The organism is Kribbella pittospori, from assembly GCF_004331465.1.
In the GTDB taxonomy this organism is placed as follows: Bacteria; Actinomycetota; Actinomycetes; order Propionibacteriales; family Kribbellaceae; genus Kribbella; species Kribbella pittospori.
Genome location: NZ_SJKB01000008.1, coordinates 287,654 through 312,708, shown reverse-complemented (window position 1 = coordinate 312,708; position 25,055 = coordinate 287,654). Strand labels below are relative to the sequence as shown.

31 protein-coding genes are annotated in these 25,055 nt (G+C 67.6%); 20 read left to right on the top strand and 11 right to left on the bottom strand.

What is annotated here, in order from left to right; genetic code table 11:
* The first annotated feature begins 13 nt into the window (after window positions 1–13).
* From map to E0H73_RS25840, 15 genes are all read left to right on the top strand, one after another.
* Complete coding sequence (gene map, locus E0H73_RS25910; RefSeq protein WP_420323435.1) at window positions 14–835, top strand: type I methionyl aminopeptidase; 822 nt, start codon at window positions 14–16, stop codon at window positions 833–835.
* Window positions 836–903: 68 nt separating this feature from the next.
* Window positions 904–1,350 carry a DUF1707 SHOCT-like domain-containing protein gene (locus tag E0H73_RS25905; protein WP_131360983.1) on the top strand — a complete coding sequence of 149 codons (447 nt, stop codon included), beginning with the start codon at window positions 904–906 and terminating at the stop codon, window positions 1,348–1,350.
* Entirely contained in the window at window positions 1,347–2,156 is an 810-nt protein-coding gene (locus tag E0H73_RS25900; RefSeq protein ID WP_131360981.1) for a hypothetical protein, read from the top strand. Before E0H73_RS25905 ends, E0H73_RS25900 begins: the two co-directional genes overlap by 4 nt.
* A gap of 98 nt (window positions 2,157–2,254) precedes the next feature.
* Window positions 2,255–2,476, top strand: a complete 222-nt coding sequence (gene infA, locus E0H73_RS25895) for a translation initiation factor IF-1 (protein WP_012923661.1) — start codon at window positions 2,255–2,257, stop codon at window positions 2,474–2,476.
* Window positions 2,477–2,510: 34 nt separating this feature from the next.
* Window positions 2,511–2,624 carry a 50S ribosomal protein L36 gene (gene rpmJ / locus E0H73_RS25890; protein ID WP_008361054.1) on the top strand — a complete coding sequence of 38 codons (114 nt, stop codon included), beginning with the start codon at window positions 2,511–2,513 and terminating at the stop codon, window positions 2,622–2,624.
* A gap of 187 nt (window positions 2,625–2,811) precedes the next feature.
* Window positions 2,812–3,183, top strand: coding sequence for a 30S ribosomal protein S13 (gene rpsM, locus E0H73_RS25885; RefSeq protein ID WP_131360979.1), 372 nt, complete (start codon window positions 2,812–2,814; stop codon window positions 3,181–3,183).
* 41 nt (window positions 3,184–3,224) lie between these two features.
* Window positions 3,225–3,632, top strand: coding sequence for a 30S ribosomal protein S11 (gene rpsK / locus E0H73_RS25880; protein WP_012923659.1), 408 nt, complete (start codon window positions 3,225–3,227; stop codon window positions 3,630–3,632).
* Between the two features lie 24 nt (window positions 3,633–3,656).
* The gene (rpsD, locus tag E0H73_RS25875; protein WP_131360977.1) at window positions 3,657–4,265 is read left to right on the top strand and encodes a 30S ribosomal protein S4; all 609 of its coding nucleotides are present in this window, start codon (window positions 3,657–3,659) and stop codon (window positions 4,263–4,265) included.
* A gap of 104 nt (window positions 4,266–4,369) precedes the next feature.
* A complete protein-coding gene (locus tag E0H73_RS25870) occupies window positions 4,370–5,395 on the top strand; it encodes a DNA-directed RNA polymerase subunit alpha (RefSeq protein WP_131360975.1) in 1,026 nt (341 codons plus the stop codon).
* 46 nt (window positions 5,396–5,441) lie between these two features.
* Entirely contained in the window at window positions 5,442–5,984 is a 543-nt protein-coding gene (gene rplQ / locus E0H73_RS25865) for a 50S ribosomal protein L17 (RefSeq protein WP_131360973.1), read from the top strand.
* Window positions 5,985–6,049: 65 nt separating this feature from the next.
* The gene (truA, locus tag E0H73_RS25860; protein ID WP_131360971.1) at window positions 6,050–6,862 is read left to right on the top strand and encodes a tRNA pseudouridine(38-40) synthase TruA; all 813 of its coding nucleotides are present in this window, start codon (window positions 6,050–6,052) and stop codon (window positions 6,860–6,862) included.
* Entirely contained in the window at window positions 6,855–7,469 is a 615-nt protein-coding gene (locus tag E0H73_RS25855; RefSeq protein ID WP_238164253.1) for a class I SAM-dependent methyltransferase, read from the top strand. The genes truA and E0H73_RS25855 overlap by 8 nt, the downstream gene beginning before the upstream one ends.
* Window positions 7,470–7,485: 16 nt before the next feature.
* Window positions 7,486–8,007, top strand: coding sequence for a SigE family RNA polymerase sigma factor (locus tag E0H73_RS25850; protein ID WP_238164252.1), 522 nt, complete (start codon window positions 7,486–7,488; stop codon window positions 8,005–8,007).
* Window positions 8,000–8,770, top strand: a complete 771-nt coding sequence (locus tag E0H73_RS25845; RefSeq protein WP_131360965.1) for a hypothetical protein — start codon at window positions 8,000–8,002, stop codon at window positions 8,768–8,770. The genes E0H73_RS25850 and E0H73_RS25845 overlap by 8 nt, the downstream gene beginning before the upstream one ends.
* A 46-nt stretch (window positions 8,771–8,816) precedes the next feature.
* Window positions 8,817–10,499, top strand: coding sequence for an ABC-F family ATP-binding cassette domain-containing protein (locus E0H73_RS25840; protein WP_131360963.1), 1,683 nt, complete (start codon window positions 8,817–8,819; stop codon window positions 10,497–10,499).
* On the opposite strand, the gene E0H73_RS25835 is transcribed toward E0H73_RS25840, so the two are convergent.
* Entirely contained in the window at window positions 10,496–11,479 is a 984-nt protein-coding gene (locus E0H73_RS25835; protein ID WP_131360961.1) for a glycoside hydrolase family 18 protein, read from the bottom strand. The two genes, E0H73_RS25840 and E0H73_RS25835, sit on opposite strands and share 4 nt — an antisense overlap.
* Complete coding sequence (locus E0H73_RS25830; protein WP_238164250.1) at window positions 11,476–12,024, bottom strand: TetR/AcrR family transcriptional regulator; 549 nt, start codon at window positions 12,022–12,024, stop codon at window positions 11,476–11,478. Before E0H73_RS25830 ends, E0H73_RS25835 begins: the two co-directional genes overlap by 4 nt.
* A 106-nt stretch (window positions 12,025–12,130) precedes the next feature.
* Here E0H73_RS25830 and E0H73_RS25825 point away from each other — a divergent pair, with 106 nt between their 5' ends.
* Complete coding sequence (locus E0H73_RS25825) at window positions 12,131–12,598, top strand: nuclear transport factor 2 family protein (protein ID WP_238164249.1); 468 nt, start codon at window positions 12,131–12,133, stop codon at window positions 12,596–12,598.
* A 65-nt stretch (window positions 12,599–12,663) separates the two neighbouring features.
* On the opposite strand, the gene E0H73_RS25820 is transcribed toward E0H73_RS25825, so the two are convergent.
* The 8 genes from E0H73_RS25820 to E0H73_RS25785 form a co-directional block, all read right to left on the bottom strand.
* Window positions 12,664–13,122, bottom strand: a complete 459-nt coding sequence (locus E0H73_RS25820) for a DoxX family membrane protein (protein ID WP_131360959.1) — start codon at window positions 13,120–13,122, stop codon at window positions 12,664–12,666.
* Between the two features lie 137 nt (window positions 13,123–13,259).
* On the bottom strand, window positions 13,260–14,603 hold the full coding sequence (locus E0H73_RS25815) for a sulfatase-like hydrolase/transferase (RefSeq protein ID WP_131360957.1): 1,344 nt from the start codon (window positions 14,601–14,603) through the stop codon (window positions 13,260–13,262).
* A gap of 7 nt (window positions 14,604–14,610) precedes the next feature.
* On the bottom strand, window positions 14,611–15,438 hold the full coding sequence (locus tag E0H73_RS25810; protein WP_131360955.1) for a carbohydrate ABC transporter permease: 828 nt from the start codon (window positions 15,436–15,438) through the stop codon (window positions 14,611–14,613).
* A complete protein-coding gene (locus E0H73_RS25805) occupies window positions 15,431–16,282 on the bottom strand; it encodes a carbohydrate ABC transporter permease (protein ID WP_131360953.1) in 852 nt (283 codons plus the stop codon). Before E0H73_RS25805 ends, E0H73_RS25810 begins: the two co-directional genes overlap by 8 nt.
* Window positions 16,279–17,550: an ABC transporter substrate-binding protein gene (locus tag E0H73_RS25800; protein WP_131360951.1), complete on the bottom strand. Its 1,272-nt coding sequence runs from the start codon at window positions 17,548–17,550 to the stop codon at window positions 16,279–16,281. Before E0H73_RS25800 ends, E0H73_RS25805 begins: the two co-directional genes overlap by 4 nt.
* Before the next feature lie 55 nt (window positions 17,551–17,605).
* Window positions 17,606–18,607 (bottom strand): LacI family DNA-binding transcriptional regulator, encoded by a 1,002-nt coding sequence (locus E0H73_RS25795; protein ID WP_131360950.1) that lies wholly within the window; start codon window positions 18,605–18,607, stop codon window positions 17,606–17,608.
* Window positions 18,608–18,828: 221 nt separating this feature from the next.
* Window positions 18,829–19,338, bottom strand: a complete 510-nt coding sequence (locus E0H73_RS25790; protein ID WP_131360948.1) for a hypothetical protein — start codon at window positions 19,336–19,338, stop codon at window positions 18,829–18,831.
* Window positions 19,339–19,440: 102 nt separating this feature from the next.
* Complete coding sequence (locus E0H73_RS25785; RefSeq protein WP_131360947.1) at window positions 19,441–20,256, bottom strand: SDR family NAD(P)-dependent oxidoreductase; 816 nt, start codon at window positions 20,254–20,256, stop codon at window positions 19,441–19,443.
* A 90-nt stretch (window positions 20,257–20,346) separates the two neighbouring features.
* Here E0H73_RS25785 and E0H73_RS25780 point away from each other — a divergent pair, with 90 nt between their 5' ends.
* A complete protein-coding gene (locus tag E0H73_RS25780) occupies window positions 20,347–20,886 on the top strand; it encodes a GNAT family N-acetyltransferase (RefSeq protein WP_131360945.1) in 540 nt (179 codons plus the stop codon).
* 217 nt (window positions 20,887–21,103) lie between these two features.
* Here the strand turns inward: E0H73_RS25780 and E0H73_RS25775 are convergent, their stop codons facing one another.
* Window positions 21,104–22,390: a citrate synthase gene (locus E0H73_RS25775; protein WP_238162916.1), complete on the bottom strand. Its 1,287-nt coding sequence runs from the start codon at window positions 22,388–22,390 to the stop codon at window positions 21,104–21,106.
* A 277-nt stretch (window positions 22,391–22,667) separates the two neighbouring features.
* Here E0H73_RS25775 and rplM point away from each other — a divergent pair, with 277 nt between their 5' ends.
* From rplM to glmM, 3 genes are read left to right on the top strand one after another with little or no spacing between them, the layout of a single operon-like run.
* Complete coding sequence (gene rplM, locus E0H73_RS25770) at window positions 22,668–23,111, top strand: 50S ribosomal protein L13 (protein ID WP_131360941.1); 444 nt, start codon at window positions 22,668–22,670, stop codon at window positions 23,109–23,111.
* A gap of 35 nt (window positions 23,112–23,146) precedes the next feature.
* Window positions 23,147–23,668: a 30S ribosomal protein S9 gene (gene rpsI / locus E0H73_RS25765; RefSeq protein ID WP_131360939.1), complete on the top strand. Its 522-nt coding sequence runs from the start codon at window positions 23,147–23,149 to the stop codon at window positions 23,666–23,668.
* A 7-nt stretch (window positions 23,669–23,675) separates the two neighbouring features.
* Window positions 23,676–25,022 (top strand): phosphoglucosamine mutase, encoded by a 1,347-nt coding sequence (glmM, locus tag E0H73_RS25760; protein WP_131360937.1) that lies wholly within the window; start codon window positions 23,676–23,678, stop codon window positions 25,020–25,022.
* Window positions 25,023–25,055: the final 33 nt, after the last annotated feature.

The following is a 25,055-nucleotide window of genomic DNA, read 5'->3' as shown; positions in this document are numbered from 1 at the left end:
GACACGGGGTGTGATGTTCAGGGACCGCGGCATCGAGATCAAGACCCGCGAGCAGATCCTGTCCATGCGTGCCGCCGGCCTGGTGGTCGGCCGCACGCTGGAACTGCTCCGCGGTGAGGTCAAGGCCGGTATCAGCACCGGTGAGCTGGACGCGATCGCCGAGGACCACATCCGGTCCTCCGGTGCGGTCCCGTCGTTCAAGGGCTACCACGGCTTCACCGGCTCGATCTGCGCGTCGGTGAACGCCGAGATCGTGCACGGCATCCCCGGCGAGCGGGTGCTGGCCGACGGCGACCTGATCTCGATCGACTGCGGCGCGATCGTGGACGGCTGGCACGGTGACGCGGCGATCACCGTCGGTGTCGGCGAGGTCGGTGCCGACCTGCTCGAGCTGGCCCGGATCTGCGAGGAGTCGATGTGGCGTGGGTTCGCCGCCGCGAAGCTCGGCGGCCGGCTCACCGACATCTCGGCTGCCGTCGAGGCCTATGTCCGGGCCAATTCGTCGTACGGGATCGTCGAGGACTTCGTCGGGCACGGGATCGGTTCGGCGATGCACCAGCCGCCGAACGTGCCGAACTTCGGCCGTCCGGGCCGCGGACCGAAGCTGGTCGAGGGGATGGCGCTCGCCGTCGAGCCGATGCTCACGCTCGGCAAGCAGGAGAATCACACGCTCGAGGACGATTGGACCGTCGTCACCGATGACGGCCGGTCCGCGGCGCACACCGAGCACACCTTCACGCTGACTCCGAAGGGCCCGTGGATCCTGACCGCCCTGGACGGGGGCGAGGCCAAGCTCGCGGAGCTCGGGATCGCCTGCGGCGCGCTCGCTGACTAGAAGAACTACATCCGGGGTCAGCCCATCGGGGGACGCAGCCGAACCCCGGGCTGAGGCACACTTGAGACATGCCTCAGTACCAGCCGCACCAGCGTTTCACCGAAGCCGACCGGGACAAGATCGCCGGGCGGCTGCGGGACGCGTTCGCGGACGGCCGGCTGGACCAGCCCGAGTTCTCCTCCCGCCTGGACCAGCTGTACGCCGTCCAGACCTACGGCGAACTCGAGCCACTGGTGCGTGACCTGCCGCCGGTGCGGACGTACCAGACCCCGGCGGTGGTGCAGGACAGCAAGCCGGCGCCGGCTCCGGGCGAGTTCCCGGAGCGCAAGAAGGACGCCCAGCCGGACAAACGCGGCAATGCGATCGGTGGTTTCACCGGCGTCGTGATGGTCAATGTGGTGATCTGGTTCGTGATCGGACTCGCCAACGGCGGGCACTGGCCGCACTTCTGGCCGGTCTGGCTGCTGATCCCGTGGGCCCTGATCGCGATGGGTAGCCTCGGCAGGCGCCGTTGACAGCGGCCCCGGTCAGCCGTCGCGTCGCCGGACCGCGTCTGCGGCCGGACCTGGCCTGGCAGCTGCGGCGGGGATCCGCCCTGGTGTACGTCATCTGGTTCGCCGTGGCCATTCCACTGGTGGTGGCCGGGCTGCTGCTGGAGCCGCGCTGGGTCGGCTGGATGATGCTCGCCTGGTTCCTGGTATTGATCCTGTTCACGCTGGCGATGCGGGTCGCGGACGGCCGGTTGCGGAAGTCCTGGGCCGACGCGGTCACCCAGCTGGGCTGGCGGATCAAGGCCACCGAGCCCGAACTGCGGGATCGCTGGCCGTTCCCGCCGTTCGACATCGACCCCGATGCCGAGGTGTCCGATGTGACGACGGGCCGGCACCGCGGCCGCGAGTTCTGGACCGGGCGCTTCCGGCACAAGGTACGGCGCCGTGACCTCGGCTTCGACTTCCTCGATCTGCAGGTGGATCGCCCGCTCCCGCCGCTCCAGGTGCTGCCCGCCTCGCTATCGCAGGTCGCCGCGGCCAGTCTGCTGCCGCTGGACCTGACGGTCGACGGCCTGCCCGGTCGCTACTGCCTGTTCAACGGTCGCGAGGATCAGGCCCAGGCCGTCCTGCACCCGCGCGCGGTCGAGGCCCTCGCCCAGGTCCCGCCCTTCGGCTTCAGCTGCGAAGGACGCCGCTTCGTCGCGATCCTCCCGGCGTACCGCGATTCCGTCACTGCACTCGCACAACTGGACGCAGCCTGTGATCTCCTGGACCTGATGCCCGAAGCAATCTGGCGCGAGGGCGAACAGTGGGCCGCCACCCATACCTGACCAGGGGTCTCGATTGGGTTTCGTGCGGGGGAGTGACGTACACTCGTTCCTTGGCTCTTTGTAGCCATAGTCAGTCACGTCTACAGAAGTGCGAGGACATGCCCAAAAAAGAGGGAGTCATCGAACTCGAGGGCACCATCGTTGAGGCCCTGCCGAACGCGATGTTCCGTGTTGAGCTGTCCAACGGGCACAAGGTGCTCGCGCACATCAGCGGCAAGATGAGGCAGCACTACATCCGGATCCTCCCCGAGGACCGGGTCGTCGTGGAGCTGTCGCCGTACGACCTCACCCGGGGTCGCATCGTCTACCGGTACAAGTAAGACCACCACAACACCTGTCGAAGAAAGAAGCTCGATGAAGGTCAATCCGAGCGTCAAGAAGATCTGCGACAAGTGCAAGGTGATCCGCCGTCACGGCCGGGTCATGGTGATCTGCGAGAACCCGCGGCACAAGCAGCGGCAGGGCTGACAGCCCCCAGTCGAGCAGCACACAGCACTTTCGCACCACAGCGCGCATGCTCGTCCGGCCAGGAAACACAGGCCGGACGTCGCCCCCGGAACAGAGGCCGGGGCCTTGCCGGTGACAGCAAACTCACCGAGGCGGGCAAGGACGCGGCGCGCCACCACACCTCTGCCGACGAAAGGAACACCGCCACATGGCACGCCTCGTAGGAGTCGACCTTCCGCGCGACAAGCGCATCGAGGTCGCTCTGACCTACATCTTCGGTGTAGGCCGTACTCGCGCCCTGGAGACGCTGCAGAACACCGGGGTTTCCGGTGACAAGCGCGTCCATGAACTGGGCGACGACGAACTGGTGAAGCTCCGGGACTGGATCGAAGCCAACTACAAGATCGAAGGTGACCTCCGCCGTGAGGTCACCGCGGACATCCGCCGCAAGATCGAGATCGGGTCGTACCAGGGTCGCCGGCACCGCAGCGGCCTGCCGGTGCGTGGTCAGCGCACGCGGACCAACGCCCGCAGCCGCAAGGGTCGTCGCAAGGCGATCGCCGGCAAGAAGAAGAAGTGATGACCCGGATGATTTTCGACCACCCCAGGAGCAACTGACCTATGCCTCCCAAGAGCCGCACAGCGGCCGGCGCGAAGAAGGTGCGCCGCAAGGAGAAGAAGAACGTGGCCGCCGGCCACGCGCACATCAAGAGCACGTTCAACAACACGATCGTGACGATCACCGACCCGACCGGCGCGGTCATCTCGTGGGCTTCCGCGGGCACCGTCGGCTTCAAGGGTTCGCGCAAGTCGACCCCGTTCGCCGCCCAGATGGCCGCCGAGGCCGCCGGACGCCGGGCGATGGAGCACGGCATGCGCAAGATCGACGTGTTCGTCAAGGGTCCCGGCTCCGGCCGTGAGACCGCGATCCGTTCCCTGGGTGCGGTCGGCCTCGAGGTCGGCACCATCCAGGACGTCACTCCGACCGCCCACAACGGCTGCCGCCCTCCCAAGCGGCGCCGGGTCTGACCCAGAGAAAGGTAGGCAGCGAAAATGGCCCGTTACACCGGACCCATGACCAAGAAGTCGCGCCGTCTCGGGGTCGACCTCGTCGGTGGCGACAAGGCGTTCGAGCGCCGTCCGTACCCGCCGGGTATGCACGGCCGCGGCCGTCCGAAGGAGAGCGAGTACCTGCTCCAGCTGCGTGAGAAGCAGAAGGCCCGCTTCTCGTACGGCGTCCTGGAGAAGCAGTTCCGCCGGTACTACGAGGAGGCCTCGCGGCGCTCCGGCAAGACCGGTGACAACCTGCTGATCATCCTGGAGTCCCGGCTGGACAACGTGGTCTACCGCTCCGGCCTGGCCCGGACCCGGCGGCAGGCCCGTCAGCTCGTCGTCCACGGTCACTTCACCGTGAACGGCGTCAAGGTGAACATCCCGTCGTACCGGGTGGCTGCCCACGACATCATCGATGTCAAGGCGAAGTCGGCCGAGACGACCCCGTTCATCATCGCCCGGGAGACGCACTCCGAGCGCGTCGTCCCGGCCTGGCTCGAGGTGATGCCCGAGAGGCTGCGGATCCTCGTCCACCAGCTGCCGACCCGGCAGCAGATCGACACCCAGGTCGCCGAGCACCTGATCGTCGAGCTCTACTCGAAGAACTGATCTCAGTCCCGCCGGCGGTCTGGTGGCCGCCGGCGGGACCGGTTCTGGGCTTCACCCATCGCGACCTCAAATAGTGGTCGTCGCGACAGACAAGGAAAACCACAGTGCTTATCGCACAGCGCCCCACCCTGACCGAAGAGGTCGTCGGCGAGCACCGCTCGCGGTTCGTGATCGAGCCGCTGGAGCCGGGCTTCGGCTACACCCTCGGCAACTCGATCCGCCGGACCCTGCTGTCCTCCATCCCCGGTGCCGCCGTGACCAGCATCAAGGTCGACGGTGTCCTGCACGAGTTCTCGACCGTTGCCGGGGTCAAGGAAGACGCCACCCAGCTGATCCTGAACCTCAAGGACCTGGTCGTCTCCTCCGAGCACGACGAGCCGGTCACCATGTACCTGCGCAAGCAGGGCCCCGGTGACGTCACCGCCGCCGACATCGCGCCGCCGGCCGGTGTCGAGGTGCACAACCCGGACCTGAAGATCGCCACCCTGAACGAGAAGGGCCGGCTCGAGATGGAGCTGGTCGTCGAGCGGGGCCGTGGCTACGTCTCCGCGATCCAGAACAAGTCCGCCGACGCCGAGATCGGCCGGATGCCGGTCGACTCGATCTACTCGCCGGTGCTCAAGGTCACCTACAAGGTCGAGGCGACCCGTGTCGAGCAGCGCACCGACTTCGACCGGCTGGTCGTCGACGTCGAGACCAAGCCGTCGATGCTGCCCCGCGACGCCGTCGCGTCGGCCGGTAAGACGCTGGTCGAGCTGTTCGGCCTGGCCCGCGAGCTGAACGTCGAGGCCGAGGGCATCGACATCGGCCCGTCGCCGGTGGACGAGCAGATGGCCGCCGACCTGGCGCTGCCGGTCGAGGACCTGCAGCTGACCGTCCGGTCGTACAACTGCCTCAAGCGCGAGGGCATCCACACCGTGGGTGAGCTGATCTCGCGCAGCGAGCAGGACCTGCTGGACATCCGCAACTTCGGCTCCAAGTCGATCGACGAGGTCAAGCTGAAGCTGGCCGAGATGGGCCTGTCGCTGAAGGACTCGCCTCCTGGCTTCGACCTGCGTGCGGCCGCCGAGGCCTACGGCACCGAGGCCGAGGACGAGGACGAGAGCTTCGCCGAGACCGAGCAGTACTGACACCCACCCCGGGCCGCAGTGGCCTGAGATCCTTCTGGAGTAAGAGATGCCTACCCCCACCAAGGGTGCCCGGCTGGGCGGCAGCCCGGCGCACGAGAAGCTGATCCTCAGCAACCTCGCGACGTCGCTGTTCGAGCACGGCGCCATCACCACCACCGCGGCCAAGGCCAAGCGCCTGCAGCCGCTGGCGGAGTCGATGATCACCAAGGCGAAGCGTGGTGACCTGAACTCGCGCCGCCAGGTGATGAAGCGGATCAAGGACAAGAGCGTCGTGCACGTGCTCTTCACCGAGATCGGCGAGCGTTACGCCGACCGTCCGGGCGGCTACACCCGGATCACCAAGCTCGGTCCGCGCAAGGGCGACAACGCCCCGATGGTGAAGATCGAGCTGGTCGAGGCGCTGGCCGACTCGCCGAAGGCCAAGAAGACCGCGAAGAAGGCCCCGGCCAAGAAGGCGGCGGCGAAGCAGGCTGACGCCGAGGACAAGGCCGACGACAAGGTCGAGGACAAGGTCGAGGACGACGCCAAGGTCCAGGACGTCGTGGACGAGAAGGTCCAGGACGAGACTCCGGAGACCGAGGACAAGTAACACCCAGCTGTTCCGCAGCGCCCCTCACCGCACGGTGAGGGGCGCTGTTTGGGTTAGATTGCCGTGTGCGCTGGCGGATCGACCTCAAGTACGACGGAACGGCCTTCCACGGCTGGGCCCGGCAGGAGGGTCTCCGGACCGTGCAAGGAGCCCTGGAAGAGGCGATCCGGGTCGTCCTCCGGCTGCCCGAGCCGCTCACGGTGACCTGCGCCGGCCGGACGGACACCGGCGTTCATGCCCGCGGCCAGGTCGCCCATGTGGACGTCGAAGGCGCTGTAAAGCCGCTCAGGCTCCTGAGAGGCCTGAACGGCGTACTACCCGAGGATGTAGCTGTCACGGCCGTCACAGCGGCTCCAGACGGTTTTGACGCCCGTTTCTCCGCGCTGGCCCGTCGCTACGTGTACCGGCTCTGTGACGATGCGGCCGGATGGGACCCGCTGACCCGCGGACATGTACTGCGGGTAGGCCGCCCGATAGACGTGGTCCGGATGAACGCCGCCGCGGCCGGTCTGCTCGGCGAGCACGACTTCGCCGCCTTCTGCAAGAAGCGGGAGGGCGCCAGCACGGTCCGAGCCCTGCTGGAGTTCTCCTGGCAACGCACCGGAGTGGGACAGCTGGAAGGCACTGTGATCGCGGACGCCTTCTGCCACTCGATGGTCCGGGCTCTGGTCGGCTCGATGATCCCCGTGGGTGACGGGCGCCGTGAGGTCGACTGGCCGGCCGCCGTACTGGCCGGCAAGGTCCGGGACTCGGCCGTATCGGTGCTGCCCGCGCACGGCCTCACACTGGAGGAAGTGCGCTACCCAGCGGATGACGAGTTGGCCGCACGGGCGCTGCAGGCCCGCCAGGTCAGGGGAGAGGTGCACCAGCGTGGCTGACCACTACTTCTCGGCGGAGCCCGGTTCCGCGGACGTACGACGTACTGTCGAAGCGCGGATCTGGGGTCGCGAGTACACCTTTACGACCGCCACCGGAGTGTTCTCCCGGGACCGCTTGGACATCGGTACGGCGGTGTTGCTGCGCGAGGTGGACCCGCCGACCGGATCAGGCACGTTCCTCGACCTGGGGACCGGCTACGGCCCGATCGCGTGTGCCATCGCGGTGGAGGCGCCCGAGGCGCAGGTCTGGGCGGTCGACGTGAACACCCGGGCGCTGGAGCTGACCGCGGAGAACGCCAAGGCCGCAGGGGTCGCGGACCGCGTGTACCCGGTGCTGCCGGACGGCGTACCCGCGGACGTGCGGTTCGACGAGATCTGGTCGAATCCGGCGATCCACATCGGCAAAGCCGAACTGCACAAGATGCTGCTGCTCTGGCTGGCCCGTCTTGCCCCCGGTGGCGTGGCACGCTTCGTCGTCGGCAAGAACCTGGGCGGTGACTCGTTGCAGCGCTGGCTGACCGAGCAGGGCTATCCCTGCGACCGGACCGGCAGCGCGAAGGGGTTCCGGGTACTGCGTGCAACGAACGCAGGCCCGTCGCCGTCCTGAGGGTATGGAGGCAGCCTTGGCGGCAGCGGAGGCACGGACGAGCCCGATCGAGTTCGAGCTGTGGGTCACCGAGAAGGCAGACGCACTGCTGCGGTTCGCGTACGTCCTGACCGGGGACAAGGCCCTGGCCGAGGACGCCGTCCAGGATGCCCTGACGACAGCCTGCGCCCGGTGGAGCCGGGTCAGCAGGGCCGACGATCCCGAGGCCTACGTGAAGCGAATGGTGGTGAACGCACACATCTCCTGGTGGCGCCGATTCCGCCGGCGGGAGGCACCGTCGCCCGACCCGATCCGGACCGCACCGTCCGCCTCGGACGGCGCGACCGCGCGGGCCGAGTCCGATGCGGTCTGGGCACTGTGCGCGACGCTGCCGGACAAGCAACGGGCAGCCGTCGTACTGCGGTTCTACGAGGAGCTCTCGTACGCCGAGATCGGCGTACTGCTGCACTGCGCGGAGGCGACCGCCCGATCGCATGTGCACCGCGCACTGGCTGCGCTGAAAACCACGCTGAGCAAGGAAGGAGCCGAGGATGCCTGAGCACGACCCTGAGCAGGAGCTCGGCCCCAAGATCTCCTCCGCGTTCCAGAACAAGGCCGACGCCAGTGACCTGACCGGCAGCGGGATGGCGAGGGAAGCGCGCCGGCGCGTCCGGAAAAGGCGCCAGACGCTCACCATGGCCGCGGCGGCGGCTGTGGTGGCGATAGCCATCGGCGGTGTGTGGAGCGCGGTGGGCATCGAGGTTCCGACCGCGTCCAACTCCAGCAGCGACAGCGGTGCGAAGGAGGCGGCCGGGTCCGGCACCGGCTTGTCGAGCCCAGGAATCCTGCCGAACAAGGGGGATGCGGCTTGTCCGCCCGACCACCCGATCCTCAAGGCCGGCGGGCACAACTTTGTCGCAGACGGGACCGGACTGGACCTGGCAACGCCTGTGACCGGACTGCAGGCGTGCCGCTACCGCCTCACACCCGACGCGACCGGACTGCTCGGGCAGCAGCGGTTCAACGCCGAGGTAGCCCAGCAGGTGGTCGACGCGATCAAGGTACTGCCGGAGCGCAACCCGGCCTTGCCGGTCTTCAAGTGCACCCCCCAGACAGCCCAGCCGTCCGAGGCGGTCGTGCTGCGCTTCGACACCGCTGACGGCATCCGCGAGGTCTGGGTCGAGTACGACGGCTGTGACTCGGCCGGCTTCTTCACCGGCACCCACACCTACGGTCTGTTCTCCGCTCCCCTCAAGCTCTTCATGGTCGGTTCGGTCCGGCCGGCCGGAGGCACCTTCCTCAGCGCGCTCGGGGATTGGTGACGATAAGGGTTCGCCTGTCGGTGGGTACGCCGGTCAGACTGGTGGGATGGGCCACGTAGATGTCGCCGGGATCGGTTACGAACTGCCGGACGGGCGGGTGTTGCTGGACGACATCACGTTCCGGGTGGCCGACGGTGCCAAGGTCGCGCTGGTCGGGGCGAACGGCTCCGGCAAGACCACGCTGACCAGGATCATCGCGGGCGACCTGAAGCCGCATTCCGGCAGCATCGCGCGGTCGGGCGGGCTCGGCGTGATGCGCCAGTTCGTCGGCTCGGTGCGGGACTCGTCGACCGTGCGCGACCTGCTGGTCGGTGTCGCGCCGCAGGCGATCCAGGACGCCGCGGCCAAGCTGGACAAGGCCGAGTTGACGATGATGGACGCCGACGACGAGAAGACCCAGCTGAAGTACGCGCAGGCGGTGTCCGACTGGGGCGAGGTCGGCGGGTACGACGCGGAGGTGCTCTGGGACGTCTGTACGACGGCCGCCCTCGGCGTACCGTTCGACCGCTGTCGCTGGCGTGAGGTGAAGACGCTGTCCGGCGGTGAGCAGAAGCGGCTGGTGCTGGAGGCTTTGCTGCGCGGTCCGGACCAGGTCCTGATGCTCGACGAGCCGGACAACTACCTCGACGTACCGGGCAAGCGCTGGCTGGAGGAGCAGCTCCGCACGACCGACAAGACGGTGCTCTACATCAGCCACGACCGGGAGCTGCTGGCCAACACCGCGACCCGGATCGTCACCGTCGAACTAGGTGCCGCAGGCAACACCGCGTGGACGCACGGCGGCGGCTTCCAGACGTACCACGAGGCCCGGCGGGACCGGTTCGAGCGGTTCGAGGAGCTGCGCAAACGCTGGGACGAGGAGCACGCCAAACTCCGTGCGTTGATGCTGATGTACAAGCAGAAGGCGGCGTACAACTCCGACATGGCGTCGCGCTACCGGGCCGCGCAGACCCGGCTGCGCAAGTTCGAGGAGGCGGGTCCACCGCAGGCCATCCCGCGCGAGCAGACGGTCACCATGCGCCTGACCGGTGGACGCACGGGCAAGCGTGCCGTGGTGTGCACCGGTCTGGAGCTCACCGGGCTGATGAAACCGTTCGATCTCGAGGTCTGGTACGGCGAACGCGTCACGGTGCTCGGGTCGAACGGATCGGGCAAGTCGCACTTCCTGCGGCTGCTGGCCAACGGTGGTTCGGATCCGGACATCGAGCACCGGCCGGTCGGCGACGTACAGATCGCCCTGGTAGCGCACACCGGCAAGGCCAAGCTCGGTGCACGGGTGCGGCCGGGCTGGTTCGCGCAGACGCACGAGCACCCGGAGCTGGTCGGCCGGACGCTGCTGGAGATCCTGCACCGGGGCGACGAGCACCGGGAGGGCATGGGTCGCGAGCTGGCGTCGCGGAAGCTGGACCGGTACGAGCTGGCGCACGCGGCCGAGCAGACGTTCGACAGTCTGTCCGGCGGTCAGCAGGCGCGGTTCCAGATCCTGCTGCTCGAGCTCTCCGGTGCGACGCTGCTCCTGCTCGACGAGCCGACCGACAACCTCGACGTCGAGTCCGCCGAGGCGCTGGAGGAAGGCCTGGACTCCTTCGACGGCACCGTCATCGCGGTCACCCACGACCGCTGGTTCGCCCGCGGCTTCGACCGCCACCTCGTCTTCGGTGCCGACGGCACCGTCTACGAGTCCGACGAACCGGTCTGGGACGAGGGCCGGGTGGAACGCGCCCGCTAAGGCGCCGTGCACCAGCCGTCGCGGTACGCCGCCCAGTTGGCCGGAGTGGCGGTGAAGTCGACGTACATGGCCAGACCGAAGTTCTGCCGGTCCGAGTCGCCCAGTCCTAGCCGGGCGCCTCGGACTGCGGCCTCGACAGTCTCCGCATGGCCCCAGTGCGACGGATTGCTCTCCCAGTACGCCGGCAGTCCCATCAGCAGGTCAGTGGACGCGGGAGTCACCTCCAGCGCGAGTTTGGTCTGCTTGGCGACATAGCCGCCGTACAAGGACTCCAGCGGCATCGCGGTGTCGTAGGACATCACTGCGATCTGGTCGACCCGGCGGGCGACCTCACTGAAGTACTCCTGTGACCACCACTTGTCGATCGGGATCCTATGGAGCTGCCAGAGCGGGTCGATCTGGGCGGCCGAGACGGACAGGGGTGCTCCGAGGGCCCGGGTTGCGTCCAGCACTGCAAGCAAGCCCTTCGAGCCGGACTTCACCGGCTCGAAGTCGTAGTGGATGCCCTGGAAGCCCTGGTCGAGAACAGCTTTCGACGACGCGACGACTCGGGTCCGCACCGCGGGGTCGTCCCAATCCATGCCAGGGTCCTTGCCCGGCTGTACGACGTCCCCGAGCCACGCCTGCACGCGTACGTCGGGAGCCTCGGACCGCATCGCTGCCACGAACCAGCTGGCCTTGGGCGAGACCTTCGCCAACGGGAGTGAGCCGTCGTGCTCCAGCGGACCGGCGTGGACGTAAAGATCCCGGATGCCAGTGCCCTTCAGTTGTTGGGCCAACGCGGTGACATCGGCTGGCGTCTTGCGTCCGTCGACCCAGGCATGGCCGAGCCACAGGGCGTCGTGGTTCCGCGTCCGCGTGTCGGCTGCGGGTTCACCGGCGTACTGCAGGCGCAACGACACCGGGTACGCCGACAGCAGGAGGACCAGAGCCAGCGCGATGACCACCAGGACCCGGCGCCTCCGCGACCAGCGCCTCACGAACGAGGCTTCAGGCCGTCATAGACCAGGACCAGCATCCGATCGCGCACCTCAGGCGTCAGCCCGACCGCCGTGGCACCGCGGGAGGCGCCGATCAGCAGGGCGTAGACCTCCGCGAACTGCGCGTCCGCCCGTACTGCGCCGCTGCTCTGGGCCTCGGCGAGCAGCTTGTCGAAAGCCTCACGCATACCGGCCCCCGCCGCCCGCACGTCCGGGCCGGCGGCCGATCCGGCGGCGATCAGTGCCTCTCCGATCGCCAGCTTGGAGGCCGACTCCGCGACCACTTGGCTGAAGAACCCGAAGAACGCGGTCCCGGGATCGTCGCTCGCGGCCAGCTCCAGCGCGCGGTCACGCAGCCGCTCCAGCCGCAGCGCGAGCACCGCCTCGAGCAGGTCGACCTTGGTCGGGAAGTGCCGGAACACGGTCGCGATGCCGACTCCGGCCAGCTTGGCGACGTCGTCGGTGGACGCGTTCGGCGACCGGCCGAACACCTCGTCCGCCGCGGTCATGATCCGGGCCCGGTTGTCCCGCGCGTCTGCTCGCACCGCTGCTCCCTTTCCTTGCCTTCAGCCTAGGAGACGCCGCCCACAGGTCTGGGGTTGTAAACGAAGTCGTCACTTCGTATATTCGGAGTGAACACTCCATTTAAGCGTGAGGACAGTGATGACACCCGAAGAGGTCTTCCTGAAGCTGGTGCACGGCGTCGCCGACCGGGACTTCGCCGCGCTCCCCGAGCTGTACGCCGAACAGACCGACGTACGCCATCCGATGAATCCGTTTGGTGATCACCCGCTGCGGTCCCGCGACGAGTTGCGCCAGCACTTCGGCGGCGTCGGGCCGAAGGTGATGGAGGTGGTCCGGTTCCAGCCGGAGAACATCCGGGTCCACCAGACCACCGACCCGGAGGTGATCGTCGCCGAGTTCGACTACGTCGGCACGGTGCTGGCGACCGGGGCGCCGTACCGCACGCCGTGCATCTTCGTACTGCGGATCCGCGACGGCCTGATCGTCGAGTCCCGCGACTACATCGACCATGTCACGAACATCCGGGCCCGCGGCCAGTCCGAAGAGCTGATAGCAACTCTGCGGGAACCGGCCGGCGCCCCCGCCGCGTCGTAGTCCGCAGAGGCGCCGGATGGCCCCGGACCGAGGCAACTGAGCCCGCCCGGGGCCATCTCCAACTCTCACACCCGCAGCCGCACCGGCGAGGCGGCCAGAGCCTTCGCGGCGATCACCAGTCCGGCGGCCGCCAGCACGATGTCCTTCAGGACGTACTGCGCCTCCAGCGTCGGAGCACCGGGGAACAGGTCGCTGAAGAACAGCACCAGCGGCGACATGATCCCGACCAGCGAGAACCCCAGCACCAGCAGCCCGGTGCGCAGGAACCGGCCGGACACCAGCGTCAGTCCGATGAAGCACTCCATCACCGCGGTCAGCAGCACCGCGGAGCGGCCGTGGATGACGCCGAGAGTGAGCGTGTCGACGGTCCGCATCACCAGCGCCTCCGCCGGGCTCGCACCCGGGAAGAACTTCAGTACGCCGAAGATGAGAAAGATCAGTCCGAGACTGACCCGCAGGATGTCGACACTCTGCCGGCCGAGCCAGTCGGCCAGTCGATTTCCCTTGTACAGCAAGGCATTCATGGTGGTCTCCCTGTCGTGTTCGATGTCACGAACAGACTCCCGAAAACCACCCGCCTACCGCGTCGGGCAGCCGACGGCACTTCGGCTACCCCAGCCGCGGTAGGCCTCAGGGTGACCCTGAGGCCTGGGGGAGTAGGTCACTCGAGCCGGCGGCCGTCCAGCTTCAGCCGTCGTACCGTGGTCTCCGCGAAGCGGCCCCGATCCCGCACGTCGGGGTACGACGCGACGGTTACGGTACGCCGTTCGATCCGCTCGACCTCGCGGATCAGCACCTCCCGCAACTGGTCGACGACCTCCCGATGCCCCGCACTGTCGATCAGGTTGTCGAGCTCGTACGGGTCGGCGTCGAGGTCGTACAGCGCCCGTTCCGTGTAGTGATCGGCGGCCGGCTCGTCGCCTGCGTCCGGCGCGAGCACGTGGTACTTCCACCGCTCGGTCCGCACCGCACGTCCGACCTCCGTCTCACTGATCTGGATGAGTACGGCGTCTGCTTTTGCCTCCCGCAGCGGTACGCCGTCCAGGTGGTCCGGCAACTCGATTCCGGCCGCATTCAGCAGCGTCGGTACGACGTCAACAGTGCTGACGGGACTGCTGACCCGCGATCCACCTCGATACCCCGGACCCTCGACGACCAAGGGCACTCGGATCGATCCGTCGTGTGGTGACCGTTTGTACTCACTGTTGCGCGTCTTGAAATGGGAGCCATGGTCGGAGGTGTAGAGGAGCAGGGTGTCGTCGGTGAGGTCCAGGCTGACCAGTGCGTCGCGCAGGCGCCCGAGACACTCGTCGACGCGCTTGATCTGGCCGTAGTACCCGGCCGCGTGGCGGTGCGCCGTACCCGGAAGTGTCGCGAGGTCGGGCGGCAGCCACGCGCCGGTGTAGGTGTCCCGGTAGACCTCGGGGGCCGGGTAGTCGTCGTGCTCGTTCTGGTGGTGCGGCTCGATCAGCGAGATGAACAGCATGAACGGGCGGTCGTCCTCAGAGGCACGGGTGACGTAGCGGATCGCCGCGTCGGTCAACGCATCCGGCCGGTAGCCGGGCAGGAACACCGGCTCACCGTCGCCGTCGTACACGATGGTCCGGTAGGCGTCGGAGGTGAACTCCAGGATGTTCGCACCCAGCCAGAAGTCGTAGCCGCCTTGCTCTGCGGCCGGGACGGGGTCCTGCGTGCCGAGGTGCCACTTGCCGATGTAGGCGGTCTGATAGCCGGCCGCACCGAACAACCGGCCCAAGGTCGGTGCGTCGGTGGGCAGCGGAACGTTGTTGCGGTAGACGCCGGTGTTGGTCGGGTACATCCCGGTCTGCAGGGCTGCGCGTGCCGGAGCGCAGACCGGATTGGTGGTGCATGCCGTCTCGAACATCGTGCCGCGGCGGGCCATCAGGTCGAGGTTGGGCGTCAGGCCGAGCGGACTGCCGGCCGCGCCGACGGTGTCCCAGCGCTGCTGGTCGGTGAAGAAGACGATGACGTTAGGGCGCGTCAAGAGGTACTCATTTCAATCCGGAGAGCGCGATGCCCTCGACCAGGAACTTCTGCGTGATGACGAAGAAGAGGGCGGTGGGGACGAACAGGATCAGGGCGCCGGCCGCGGTCAGGTTCCACTGGGTGAAGTACTCCTGGTTGAACAGGGTGAGCCCGATCGGCAGCGTGCGCATCTCCGTCCGGCTGGTGGCGATCAGCGGCCAGAGGAACTCGTTCCACTGGAAGACGAACGTGAACAGGCCGAGCACGGCCAGCGCCGGCTTGCACTGCGGCAGGATCACCCGCAGGTAGATCCGGAACTCGCCGGCACCGTCCACCCGGGCCGCTTCGATCAGCTCGTCCGGCAGCGGCTTGATGAATTGCCGCATCAGAAAGATGCCGTAGGCATCCATCAGGAACGGCACGATCAGACCCTGGTAGCTGTCGATCCAGCCCAGGCTCGCGAAGATCGAGTAGATCGGTAGCATCCGGACGAAGAACGGCACCATCAGCGTGGACAGCACCGCGACGAACGCGATCCGCTTGCCTGGGAAGTCCATCTTCGCGAACACGTAGCCGACCAGCGGGTCGAAGATCAGATGCGAGACCGTGATCGCGCCGGCCATCACGAAGCTGTTCAGGAAGAACCGCTCGAACGGTGCCGCCTCGAACAACCGGGTGAAGTTGCTCCACTGCAGGTCCGCCGGCCACAGCACCGGATCGCCCGACTGGACCTCGGCGTCACTCTGCAAGGCCAGCACGATCATGTACAGCAGCGGCAGCACCGTGACCAGTCCGAGCGCGACCAGGACGACGTACGCCGCGATCCGGTCGCCGGGGAAGAGTCGTTCACGCATTGGCACGGTCTCCGATCCGCAGCTGTGCCAGCGACAGCACGAGTACGACGAGCAGCAGCAGGACCGACAGTGCGGACGCGTAGCCGAAGTCGTTGTCGTTGAAGGCCACGATGAACAGCCGGTGTGCGTACAAGGAGGTTGCGTTGCCGGGGCCACCGCCGGTCACGATGTACGGAAGCGCGAACTGTTGCAGCGTGCTGATCAGGCCGATGATCGAGACGAACAAGGTCGTTGGTGTCAGCAACGGAAGGGTGATCGCGAAGAAGCGTCGCCATGGGCCGGCGCCGTCGATCCGCGCGGCCTCGTAGTACAGGCCTGGAATGCCTTGGAGACCGGCCAGGAAGAGCACCATCGTGTAGCCGGCGCCGGACCAGACCGTGATGCCGACGATCGTCGCGAGTGGGTGGGTGCTGAGCCAGGTCTGGCCGGGCAGGCCGATTGCCTCGAGCAACCGGTTGAGGATGCCGACCTGCGGATCGAGGATGTTGCGCCAGAGCAGGCCGACGATCGACACCGAGGTCAGGTAGGGAATCAGCAGCACCGAGCGGAAGAGTGTGCGGCCGGGGAGGGCTTGGTTGAGGATCACGGCCAGTCCGAGGCCGACCGCCGTACCGACGACCAGTGCGCCGGCCGCATAGGCGAGCGTGATCAGGAACGAGTGCAATACCTCGGGATCGCCGAAGGCGCGGCTGAAGTTGCCGAGGCCAACGAACGAGACGCCGTCGGCGTCGTACAGGCCGGTCAGCAGTTGGTTGCCGATCGGGAGGAAGAAGAGCAGGGCGAAGAACAGCACCGCCGGAGTCAGGAAGAGCCACGCCGTCAACGCCTGCCGGCGACGGGTCACAGCGCCGCCCCGGCCTGCTTGCGGAAGTCGGCGAGGGTCTGCTCGACCGGCGCGTGCTGGATGATCATCTGCTGGTAGGCCTTCTTCCACAGCTCGTTGATCTGCGCGGCCTTCCCACTCGCGGACAGAGCGATGTCCTGCTTCGCCACCACCGCCAGGGACTTCGCGATGGTCGCCAGGCTCGGATCCGCGGCGACGGCTGGGTCGGCGGCCCAGCTCTTGCGGGGCATCGACATCCCGGCTTCCTTGGTGGCGGCCAGTTCGACCTTCACCGCGGCGAGCTTGGTGATCAGCTCCCACGACAACTTGGGGTCCTTGGCCTTCGCCGGGATCATCAGGCCGGACCCGGCCATCGCGGCGGACTGGACGGCGCCGGTCAGCGGTACGGCGAGGCCGAGGTCGATGTCCGGGCTGCCCTGGCGGATCGGTCCGATGTCCCATGGGCCGGATACGAACATCGCTGCACGCTTGGCGGAGAAGAGCTTCTGCGGTCCGGAGTAGTCGGTCGTGGCCACGGGCGCGGGAGACACCTTGTGGGTGAAGATCAGATCCTGCATCCATTGCAAGGCCTTGAGCGCACCGTCGGCAGGCATCATGAACTGCTTGGCGCCGGCGTTGCTGAAGTCCACACCCTGCTGGTTGTAGTACGGCGCCGCGTAGCTCGGGTCCGAGTTGAGCGCGCAGCCGCTGACCTTGTCCTTGGTGGTGGCCTTCGCGATCTCGAGGAACTCCTCCCAGTTGGTCGGAGGCTTGTCGAAACCGGCGGCCGACAGCATCCCCTTGTTGTAGAAGAGCAGACCGTTCGCGGTCAGGTGCAGCGGGATCGAGTACGTCTTGCCCTCGTACTGCCGCGCGACCACGGCCTGGTCGAGGTAGTCGCCGGGAAAGCCGAATTCCTTGTCTCCGGCGGCGAACTCGTCGAGCGCCAGCACGTTGCCGGCCAGCCCGTACTGCGTCCCGGTCCCGGCGGAGACCTCCTCGACCAGGTCGGGCACGTTGCCGGACCGGAAGTCCGCGGTCAGCTTGGTGGCCAGGTCCGGCCACTGGAACTTCTGCCAGTTCATCTGCAGGTCGTGGTCCTTGCCGAACTGGTCGATCACTTCCTTGTAGGCCTGGTAGCCGTGGCCGGCGTTCCAGTAGATGGTGAAGGCCCGGGCGTCCTGCTTCTTCGCCGCCGGAGTGGCCGGCGAGCAGGCCGTGCCGACCGCGCCGAGCACGGTGGCACCCAGGCCGAGCTGGAGGAACGAACGGCGGTTGAAGGAGGGCATGACAAACCTTTCGAATCGCTTTCGGGCGTGAGTGCGGGCTGCTGGTGCAGGGCTGCTAGGCGGAGGCGCGGTGGTTCAGCACCCAGGGCATCGACAGCTCCCGGGCCGGGAGGGTCGGATCGTCGATGCGTGCGAACAGCGCCTCGACCATTTCGGTGAAATCCAGTTGGTGCATGCCGACGCTGGTCAGCGGCGGCGCGGCGTACGTCGCCTCCCGGGTGTTGCCGGTGCCGATCACGGCCAGGTCGTCCGGCACCTTGAAGCCGCGGTCCACGGCGGCCTGCAAGGCGGCGAAGCCACCGCGGTCGGACTCCGAGACGATCGCGTCCGGTGGTGCGGGGGAGTCGAGGAGTTCGCGGACCACGACCACCGCGTCCTCGCGGGAGGCCGCGCCGATCCGGACCAGCGCTGGGTCGACCTCACGGCCGGCCTGGTGCAGGGCGTCGACGTACCCGAGGTATCTGTCGTCGCGGCTGCCGGTGTGGGAGAGGAAGGCGATCCGCTCCCGGCCGGCTGCTATGAGGTAGGTGGTTGCCTCTGAGAGGGCTTGGCGGACGTTGTTGCGGACGATGTCGACGCCGGGCAGTTCGAGGTGGTCGCTGAAGGCCATGAGTGCCCGGGTGGAGCGCCGGGCTGCGGTGAGGTCGAGGTCGTCGCTCAGGCCGGGGGTGAAGATCGCGCCGTCCACGTGGCCGCGGGTGATCACGCGCAACGACTGCGCCGCGCGGTCGATCCGTCGTACTGGCACCCCGATCACCGAGTACCCATGCGCGGCCGCGACGTCCTCGCACTCCCAGGTCAGCCGATCCAGCCACGGTCCGACCGGCGGGGCGTACACGATCGCGATCAGCTCAGACCGCTGCCGCCGCAGACTGCGCGCGGCGGTGTTGCCCTTGTACCCCAGCTGCCGCGCAGCCTCTTCAACCCGCCGCCGCGTCGGCTCAGGCAGCGGGGTGGTCCGGTCCGCCCGCCCGCTCAACACATACGAACACGTGGCCACCGACACCCCAGCAGCCTCCGCCACATCCCGCAGCGTCGTACGCCCGTCCCGAACCATGGTGAAAGCATTAACCACCCTCGCAAAACCAATCAATACCCACCCCCTGGTTAATTCGCACCCCCTTAACCATCACCTCCAGCGGGCCGAGCAGATGCCGCGAACACGAAGGCGGGACGCGAAACACGGCATGACCTGTGTACGGATGCGGTGAACTGTTCAGGGTCGCGGTGAGCGCCTGTCCGTGCAGCGGGTGGTGCTTTGGTCGGCAGTTGGGTGGATTACAGGTCTGGGAGTCCTGCTCCTCCGCGGATGCGGCAGGCGCGTTTGGTTGCTGCGGGCGACAGGCAGACGATGAGTGACTGGTGGCTTTGAGGAGGAATGCGGTCGGCGCCGATGAGGATCCCGGCCTGGTCTGCTCGTGGATCGACCAGATCCTCAGGCCCTCGCTCGTCCAGCTCGACACCGATCTTCCCGCCGAGGTGATCGTCGATCGCGCGATAGAGTTCGACGTCCTCGCGGGCAGAGGCGTCGTCGGCGACCAAGACATAGACGTTGCCGCTCATTGCGGCCCAGAACGCCGGCAGTGCGGCCGCCAGCGAGCGGTCGCGTCGTACGGCGAGGCGGGCGTTCAGGGGCGGGATCGACGACGACGCGCGCCACCTCCGGCGGCCGCTCAGCTGGTCGCACAGGGCGTACGCGATGGCAATCTGCTCGTTGGACAGATCCACCCCGAGAGAACGGTTCATCGCCACGGCAACCACGGCGAGGGCCTCATCGCGGTTCTGCAACTCGTCGCCTGCTTCTCGACCGGGGAATCCTGGCCGGCCCAGCTTCCCTCACCCCTGGTCCACCGAACGGATCCACGGTCGCGGTGAACGCCGCGTGAGGCTTCAGGCGCCTGGATGGTGGACGTCTGTGTCGTTGTAGTGCTGCGACAGCTGGGACGTGCGGAGGACTTGGCCGGTGAACTGGTGAACCTGGGGGTCGGCGGCCAGGGCCGCTACTGCTTGGCCTACGAATTGGGGGGATTCGGAGACGGTGAGGTCGATGTACTCCGCTGCGCGCAGGACCGACTCGGTTCGTACGAGGCCGGGGTACAACGACACCGCGGTCACGCCGTGGTCGCGGAGTTCGTGGGCCATGCAGGCGATCATGTGGTCGGTCGCTGCCTTCGCCGCGCCGTATGCGACTCCGGTGTCGGTCTTCTCGGCGCCCTCCGAGGAGACGTTGACGATCAGGCCCGAGCCCTGGGCGACCATCGTTGGCGCCGCCGCCACGCTGGTCACGTAGTGCGCGCGTACGCCGGCCTGGAACGCCGAGTCCCAGCGCTCGATCGGCTGGGTCCAGAAGCCGGCTTCCTCCCAGAACGGCGTACCGTCCCAGAAGTACTCGTAGCCACCCCAGACGTTGTTCACCAGTACGTCGAGACGGCCGGCGTCGGCCACGACCCGGCGTACTGCCTGCCTCGTCTGCTCGTCGTCGCGGTGATCACATGCGATCGCGACCCCGCGCCCACCGGCGGCGGTGACCTCCTCGGCCGTCTCCTGCACGGTGCCGGGCAACGGCGTCGGGGTTGCCCCGCCGCTCTCCGTACGGCCCGTCACATAGACCGTCGCCCCCTGCTCACCGAGCCCGAGCGCGATGCCCTTCCCCACCCCACGACTGGCCCCCGTCACCAGCGCAACCTTCCCCACCAACGTCTCCACCAGCCGAAGCTACATCTGCCCGGTAGTTGGCGCAGCGGCCAGCGAGAAGGACGTCGGCTGTCTTGGTTGACCATTTGTTAGCGTGCGCGGGTGGAAGATCTGGGACTCGTGGCGTGGCCGCCTGAGCCGATCAAGACCGAGCGGCTCGTACTCCGTGAGGCCGGGGCGCGGGACCGTGCGGCGTTCGTCGAACTGCTTGCCTCGCCAGAGGTGAACACCTACCTCGGCGGTCCCCGCCCCCGCGACGAGCTCGAGCGCGAGATCCCTGAGGTGCCCGGGCGGCGTCCGGGGGCTTTCGTCGTCGATCTCGACGGCGCGATGATCGGCCAGGTCCTTCTCGGCAGAGCCACCGGGCACAGTCGCCCGGCTGCCGCGGGGAAGGCCGAGCTCGGCTACCTGTTCCTGCCGCGGGCGTGGGGATTCGGGTACGCCGCCGAGGCGTGCACCGCGGCACTCGACTGGTTCGACAACGTCCTCCCCGGCGAGCCGGTCGTGCTCACCACTCAGTCCGCCAACACCAACTCAATGCGCCTAGCCGCAAAACTAGGCTTCACCGAACTAGAGCGCTTCGAGGCTTGGAACGCCGAACAATGGCTCGGCCTGCGCTCCCCACTCACGCCACCCAGCTGAGTTCGCGACGGAACCGCCTGGGATAACCCTCTGAGTGAGGGGTTGTCCCCTCACACACCACCGGAGAACCCGACACCTCCATGGATATCCCCGCGAGCACCACAGCTGTAGGTCAGCCCGGTGGGGCGAACCCCCAGGCGGAATCTGGCCTCAAGACACCACCACCTCCCGCAAACAAGAACAGCCCCTCCGGGGAGGGGCCGTTCTGTTGGTCGATTCAGCGGTCGCCGATGGGGACGTACTGGACGCCTCGTTCGCCGGTGTAGATCTGCTTGGGGCGGGCGATCTTCTGGTCGCCGTCGCCGAGCATCTCCAGCCACTGGGCCAGCCAGCCCGACGTGCGCGGGATGGCGAACAGGACGGTGAACATCTCCGGCGGGAACTGCAGGGCCTCGTAGATCAGGCCGGAGTAGAAGTCGACGTTCGGGTAGAGCTTGCGGGAGACGAAGTACTCGTCCTCCAGCGCGATCTTCTCCAGTTCGACGGCGATCTTCAGCAACGGGTTGATCCCGGTCACCTCGAACACGTCGTCGGCGGCCTTCTTGATGATCTTGGCCCGCGGGTCGTAGTTCTTGTAGACCCGGTGACCGAAGCCCATCAGCCGCTCGTCGCCGTTCTTGACGCCCTCGATGAACGACGGGACGTGGTCGACCGAGCCGATCCGGCGGAGCATCTTCAGCACCGCCTCGTTGGCGCCGCCGTGCAGCGGGCCGTAGAGCGCACCGATGCCGCCGGCAACGGCCGTGTACGGGTCGACCTGGGTGGAGCCGATCGCCCGGACCGCGTTGGTGGAGGCGTTCTGCTCGTGGTCGGCGTGCAGGATGAACAGGATCTCCAGTGCCCGCACGAGCCGGTCGTCGGCGGCGTACTTGGGCTCGCTCATCTTGAACAGCATGGACAGGAAGTTCGCCGTGTAGCTCAGCTCGTTGTCCGGGTACACGTACGGCTTGCCCTGCGCGTGCCGGAACGCGAACGCGCCCAGCGTCGGCATCTTCGCGATCAGCCGCCGGATCTGCAGCGCCCGCGACTCCTCGTCGAAGATGTTGCGCGACTCGGGGTAGAAGGTGGACAGCGCACCGACCGAGGCCAGCAGCATGCCCATCGGGTGGGCGTCGTACCGGAAGCCCTGCATGAAGGTCTTCAGGTTCTCGTGCACGAACGTGTGATACGTCACGTCGTGCGCCCAGGCCTCGTACTCCGCCTTGTTCGGCAGCTTGCCGTTCACCAGCAGGTAAGCCACCTCGAGGTAGTTCGACTGCTCGGCGAGCTGCTCGATCGGGTAGCCGCGGTACTCGAGGATGCCCTTGTCGCCGTCGATGAAGGTGACGGAGGAGCGGCAGGAGGCGGTGTTGACGAAGCCCGGGTCGTAGGTGGCCAGGCCACCGTCGCCGTCGGTGGCGCTGATCTTCTTGAGGTCGGCGGCACGGATGGTGCCATCGGTGATGGCAAGGTCGAAGTCCTTGCCGGTCCGGTTGTCCCGGACGGTGAGCGACTGTTCGGTCACAATGCCCTCTTCGGAAGCTGGCGTCATCGCCTGGTGAGTGAGGGTTATCGTCAGCCGGCGGGACGCGGGTTCGGACTTGATTCTTCACGGCTAAACTAGTGCTGTCCTCGACTCCTTCCAAGCCGGGGTCTCCTGCGGGTCTGGGCTCGCTTTGACCCCAGGGTGCCGACGCCGGTATTCTGGGCTGCTGTTGTGCGTTCCAGGTCCTTGCCACGTCGGCGGACCGCTCGCCGACGTCCCAGTTTTGTCAACCTCTGAGAAACGAAGGTCAACGACCGTGCGCACGTACAGCCCGAAGCCTGCTGACGTCACCCGTGAGTGGCACGTGATTGACGCCACCGACGTCACGCTCGGTCGGCTCGCCGTCCAGATCGCCACCCTGCTGCGCGGCAAGCACAAGCCGACGTTCGCGCCGCACGTGGACGGCGGCGACTTCGTCGTCGTCATCAACGCCTCCAAGGTCGCCCTGTCCGGCACCAAGCGGACGGACAAGCTGGCCTACCGCCACTCGGGTCACCCGGGTGGTCTGACGGCCACGCCGATCGGCGAGATCCTCGACAAGGACCCTCGCAAGGCCGTCGAGAAGGCTGTCTGGGGCATGCTGCCGAAGAACCGCCTGAGCCGGAAGCTGCTCACCAAGCTGAAGGTGTACGCCGGTCCGGAGCACCCGCACACCGCCCAGCAGCCGAAGCCGTTCGAGATCACCCAGATCGCCCAGTAAGCGATCGACGAGCCAGGTAAACGAGGAATTTCAGCGTGAGCGACATCACCACCGAGACCGAAGAGTTCGACGCCGAGGTCCCCATCGACAACGAGGGCCCGGTCGCCTACACCTCCGAGACGAACCCGACTCCGGAGCAGCGCGCCGAGACGGGTCGGGTCGCGGTGATCAACCCGGCCGCGGCCACCGGTCGCCGCAAGGAGGCCGTCGCCCGCGTCCGCCTCGTGCCCGGCACCGGACAGTGGACCGTCAACGGCAAGCCGCTGGACGTCTACTTCCCGAACAAGGTGCACCAGCAGCACGTGAACGAGCCGTTCGTCGTCGCGGGCCTGGAGGGCTCCTACGACGTGATCGCCCGGATCAACGGCGGCGGCATCACCGGCCAGGCCGGTGCGCTGCAGCTCGGCGTGGCCCGCTGCCTGAACGCGGCGGACCTCGAGGCGAACCGCCCGGGTCTGAAGAAGGCCGGCCTGCTCACCCGCGACGCGCGGATCAAGGAGCGCAAGAAGGCCGGACTCAAGAAGGCCCGTAAGGCGCCTCAGTACAGCAAGCGCTGATCACCTGATGGGGCGTTTGTTCGGCACGGACGGAGTCCGTGGCCTGGCGAACGTGGACCTGACCGCGGAGCTGGCGCTCGACCTCTCGGTCGCGGCAGCTCACGTACTCGGCGAGGCCGGTGCCTTCGAAGGGCACCGGCCACGCGCCGTTGTGGGGCGGGATCCACGGGCCAGTGGTGAGTTCCTGGAAGCCGCCGTGGTGGCCGGTCTGGCCAGCGCCGGCGTCGACGTGGTCAAGCTCGGCGTCCTGCCGACTCCGGCCGTGGCGTACCTGACCGGCTCGACCGGCGCCGATCTCGGCGTGATGCTGTCCGCCAGCCACAACCCGATGCCGGACAACGGCATCAAGTTCCTGGCCCGCGGCGGGATCAAGCTCGACGACGTGATCGAGGACGCCATCGAGGCCCGGATGAACGAGGAGTGGCAGCGCCTGACCGGCGCGGCCGTCGGCCGGGTGCTCGAGGACGGCCAGGGCTTCGAGACGTATGTCTCGCATCTGGTCCGTTCCGCGCCGAACCGGTTCGACGGCATCAAGGTCGTGATCGACTGCGCCAACGGGGCCGCGTCCGAGACTGCGCCGGAGGCGTTGCGCCGGCTCGGTGCCGAGGTGATCACGCACGCCGCTGCGCCTGACGGGCTGAACATCAACCTGGACTGCGGATCCACGCACCTGGAGGGACTGCAGCGCGAGGTGCTCGGTCACCGTGCCGATCTCGGCATCGCCCTCGACGGCGACGCCGACCGGTGCCTGGCCGTGGACGCCAACGGCGAACTCGTGGACGGCGACCAGATCCTCGCGATCCTGGCGCTGGCCATGCGCGACAGCGGCCGATTGTCCAACGACACCGTGGTCGCCACCGTGATGAGCAACCTGGGCTTCGTCCAGGCGATGGTCCGGGAGCGGATCGCGGTCGAGCAGACCAAGGTCGGCGACCGGTACGTGCTCGAGGCAATGAAGGCCGGCGGTCACAAGCTCGGCGGTGAGCAGTCCGGGCACGTGATCCTGTCCGACCACGCCACCACCGGCGACGGCACGCTGACCGCGGTCATGCTGCTCGCCCGGCTCGCTCAGACCGGCAAGACACTGAGCGACCTGGCCGGCGCGATGACCCGCCTCCCTCAGGTCCTGGTCAACGTGAAGAACGTCGACAAGTCCCGCGCGGCCTCCGACCCGACGGTGCAGTCCGCTGTCAGCGAGGCAACCGCCCGCCTCGGCGACACCGGTCGCGTTCTGCTCCGCCCGTCGGGCACCGAGCCCTTGGTCCGCGTCATGGTCGAGGCCGAGTCCTCCGACGCAGCCCACGAGATCGCCCACGCGCTCGCCGACGTGGTCGCAACCTCACTGAAACTCTGAGAAGAACACACAACGCCGGAGAAACCCCCGCAG